We start from the raw sequence: 3,208 nt of genomic DNA on the forward strand, positions 1-3,208 counted from the left end.
TTGATGGTGATACCACGAGCCTTCTCTTCCGGCGCGTTGTCGATCTGCGAGAAGTCACGCGCAGAGCCGCCCCAAGTCTCAGCACAGACCTTGGTCAGGGCTGCGGTGAGCGTGGTCTTGCCATGGTCGACGTGACCAATGGTACCGACGTTCAGGTGCGGTTTGTTACGTTCGAATTTTTCTTTAGCCATCGAGACCGTCTCCCATCGTTGAATTGAGCTAGTCACGCCACCATTAAAACAAAGGCAGATATATACATATCTGCCTTTGATATTGGAGCTCATGAGCGGATTTGAACCGCTGACCTCACCCTTACCAAGGGTGTGCTCTACCAGCTGAGCTACATGAGCGCATCATGTTGCGCGATACAAACTTGGAGCGGGTAGCGGGAATCGAACCCGCATCATCAGCTTGGAAGGCTGAGGTTCTACCACTAAACTATACCCGCGACAGCCTGAGCCGACGCTTAAAACTGGTGGAGGGGGAAGGATTCGAACCTTCGAAGTCGATGACGTCAGATTTACAGTCTGATCCCTTTGGCCGCTCGGGAACCCCTCCGAAACGAGGGCGCATTCTCTATGGCTCCTCGTGTGCTGTCAAGCTTTTTCTCAATAAAATCCTGAGGTTAGCTCTTAAAACAGCCTCTCCACGGCCAGCCATCAAGACTCAGCTGCGGAGCGGGCGCCATTCTATGAGAACTAATCTAAGTTTGCAATGCTTGAGCAGGGCATTTGTTGATGCTCAAGTTCAGGGAAGTCTCGTATAAGATCGCGAAGCAACGGCTCGCTTAGAAGATGCTGTCGCGACCCCGCCACCTGAACCCAATAACTGCGATGGGTTCTCGGCAGCTCACGGATAGACGCAGCATAATCAATCCCCTGCAGACGGCTTACAACGCTTTCAGCCGAGTCTTTGCGGGAGAATATTCCCAAGGAAATCCCATTGGAGAGATCACCTACCGTGATTATATAGCTGTCTATATTGCGAGACTGGAGCTCTCTCAACTGACGGAGAGAGGCTTGCCGGGATACCAGTGGCGGCAAATATACCCAGTAATCGACGCCCGCAGCTTCATCGACAGACTTGACGCGAGAGTCAATGTCCAGGCTCAGCAAGCGCTGCTCAATGGCCAGCGCCATCGACTCCTGATCGAAACCACCGAGAAATAGACAGCCAGCGTCATTGGCATTTGAAGACACACGGGGCGCTAATGACTTAGTTTCACTAAGCAGCTTTATATCCGTTCCAGAAGAAGCAGCACCAGCTGCCTTTACTTCAGGCTCAACAAGCGGAGATTGCTGGTTGAGGTTATAGAGGTAGAACAGGAGATTCAGCACTACCAGCAGCATTAAAAGCCAGCGCATGGATACCTCTTTAGGGGCACGCTATCGCAAGCCCCCTGAAAACCAGATCCGGCACACATATCACCCCAGGGAGGTCTGCAACCAGTGCTGAATCTCCCCCGGTAACATAGATGGTGAAGTCTTTACCTAATTGATCTTCAGCTAGGCTAATCTGACTGGCTACATAGCTTCGTAACATGATCAAACAACCACGCTCGACACCTTCACCCGTACTTTTACCGGGCGCAATGGCACCCAATGTAACGAAGGTCTCCGCAGGCACATACTGGATGCGACGCGTGTGAGCAAGAAGCTGCCCACGTAAAAGCGCGATGCCTGGCGCAATATATCCACCTAGGTGAATACCCCCACTGGCCACCAAGTCTACGGTGACGGCGGTACCTAAGTCGATGATAAGACACGGCCCCTGGCACATGCCATACGCAGCGATGATTGCTAACCACCGGTCCAACCCCAGACGGTTGTGGTCCCGATAACCATTAGTAACTCCAGCGATTTCCTTTGCCGGACACACCCTCAACACTTCCACCCCCAATGCATTCGAGAGAAGGTCTATCAATGCTCCGGTTTCCTCGTCGCTCCTGACACTGACCAAGCGGCAGCGAGTAATTTTTTTGACACCAAGAATCAGCAGTTCCTGCACCAGGTTGGTCGCCTGGCTCGCGACACCCGAGGCCACTAACGGCCCATCTGCAGTCGTTATTACGCGCCATTTAATGAGGCTGTTGCCACAATCGAGCTCAAGAATCATGATCGAGCCTCAAGCTTAACTCTCCACCACTAAAGCACTGCTCACCGCGGCCCTCGATCCAAAGGCGAAGCGCTCCCTGTTCGTCAATACCATTCATCACACCTTTGATCTGCTGGGCGCCGGTACTTAGGACACAGTCCCTACCGTACCAAATATTGCTTGCTTCCCACTCCTCTCGCAATGAGGAGAAGCCTTCTCGGGAGTGCCGGTCTAGATAGTGATGAAGGGACTCACTGAGAAAATGCGCTAGATCAGCGCGACTTGCCAGCCCCCCCGTCTGTTCCCGCACCGTCGTCCAGGGTTGGCCGATGCTTAGGGAACTCGGTCTCATGTTCACATTCACCCCAATCCCGATAATCACATGACATGCGTCTGCCGGATCACCATTCAGCTCTACTAGAATGCCAGCGATCTTCCTTCCGTCCGCATATACATCATTTGGCCACTTCAACCCGACACCCTCCACGCCGGAGCGGCGAAGAGCACTTAGAACAGCCAAACCAACGACCAGGCTCAAGCCAGATAGCCCTTGAAGCCCGTTTAAGACTTTCAACGCCAAGGTGTAATAGATATTCTGAGCGGGAGGACTCGCCCATTCGCGCCCCCGACGGCCGCGCCCTGCGGTCTGCCCCTCAGCCATTACCACAAAAGGCGCAGGCACGCCTGACTGTAGCAACCTTAACGCCTCAGCATTGGTAGAATCAGTAGTCTCGCGCAGATAGAGCCGCCAGCCAAAGCGAGCCAATACAGCAAAACTGTCTTCGTACTTTAATAGCGAAAGCGGCTCTGCTAAGCGATAGCCTTTCCCGGGCACTTTGAATAGCTCAAGGCCGCAATCACTCTCGAGTCGCTGCAGGTATTTCCAGACTGCACTCCGACTCACACCAAGAGCAAGCCCCAATTCTTCGCCGGAATGAAAGCGACCGTCACTGAGTAACCGTAGCAAGCTATTCATAACCCCTCCTGCAAGCGGTAGCACTAATATCGACGGCGCGAATGTATCGATTTTTCTTGCCTTCAAAGACAAACCCCCGATCCTCTTACGAAGATCGGGGGTTTGGTGTAGAAGCTTGACGATGACCTACTCTCACAT

Annotated in this window: 4 protein-coding genes and 3 tRNA genes; all 7 read right to left on the bottom strand. The window is 53.1% G+C overall.

The genetic code is table 11. From position 1 onward, the window contains the following. Positions 1 to 191: GTP-binding protein (locus AAGW23_RS21955; protein ID WP_342408327.1), on the bottom strand; the 191-nt coding region annotated here is incomplete at its 3' end. 83 nt (positions 192 to 274) lie between these two features. Next, positions 275 to 350 (bottom strand) — tRNA-Thr (locus AAGW23_RS21960). A 24-nt stretch (positions 351 to 374) separates the two neighbouring features. Then, positions 375 to 448: transfer RNA gene (locus AAGW23_RS21965), tRNA-Gly, on the bottom strand. 25 nt (positions 449 to 473) lie between these two features. Continuing rightward, positions 474 to 558 (bottom strand) — tRNA-Tyr (locus AAGW23_RS21970). A 140-nt stretch (positions 559 to 698) separates the two neighbouring features. Next, entirely contained in the window at positions 699 to 1,364 is a 666-nt protein-coding gene (locus tag AAGW23_RS21975) for an SPOR domain-containing protein (RefSeq protein WP_342408328.1), read from the bottom strand. A gap of 10 nt (positions 1,365 to 1,374) precedes the next feature. Beyond that, positions 1,375 to 2,115 carry a type III pantothenate kinase gene (locus AAGW23_RS21980; protein WP_342408329.1) on the bottom strand — a complete coding sequence of 247 codons (741 nt, stop codon included), beginning with the start codon at positions 2,113 to 2,115 and terminating at the stop codon, positions 1,375 to 1,377. After that, entirely contained in the window at positions 2,105 to 3,070 is a 966-nt protein-coding gene (birA, locus tag AAGW23_RS21985) for a bifunctional biotin--[acetyl-CoA-carboxylase] ligase/biotin operon repressor BirA (RefSeq protein ID WP_342408330.1), read from the bottom strand. Before birA ends, AAGW23_RS21980 begins: the two co-directional genes overlap by 11 nt. Positions 3,071 to 3,208 lie beyond the last annotated feature (138 nt).

The organism is Stutzerimonas chloritidismutans (genome assembly GCF_038562055.1).
Taxonomy (GTDB): Bacteria; Pseudomonadota; Gammaproteobacteria; order Pseudomonadales; family Pseudomonadaceae; genus Stutzerimonas; species Stutzerimonas chloritidismutans_A.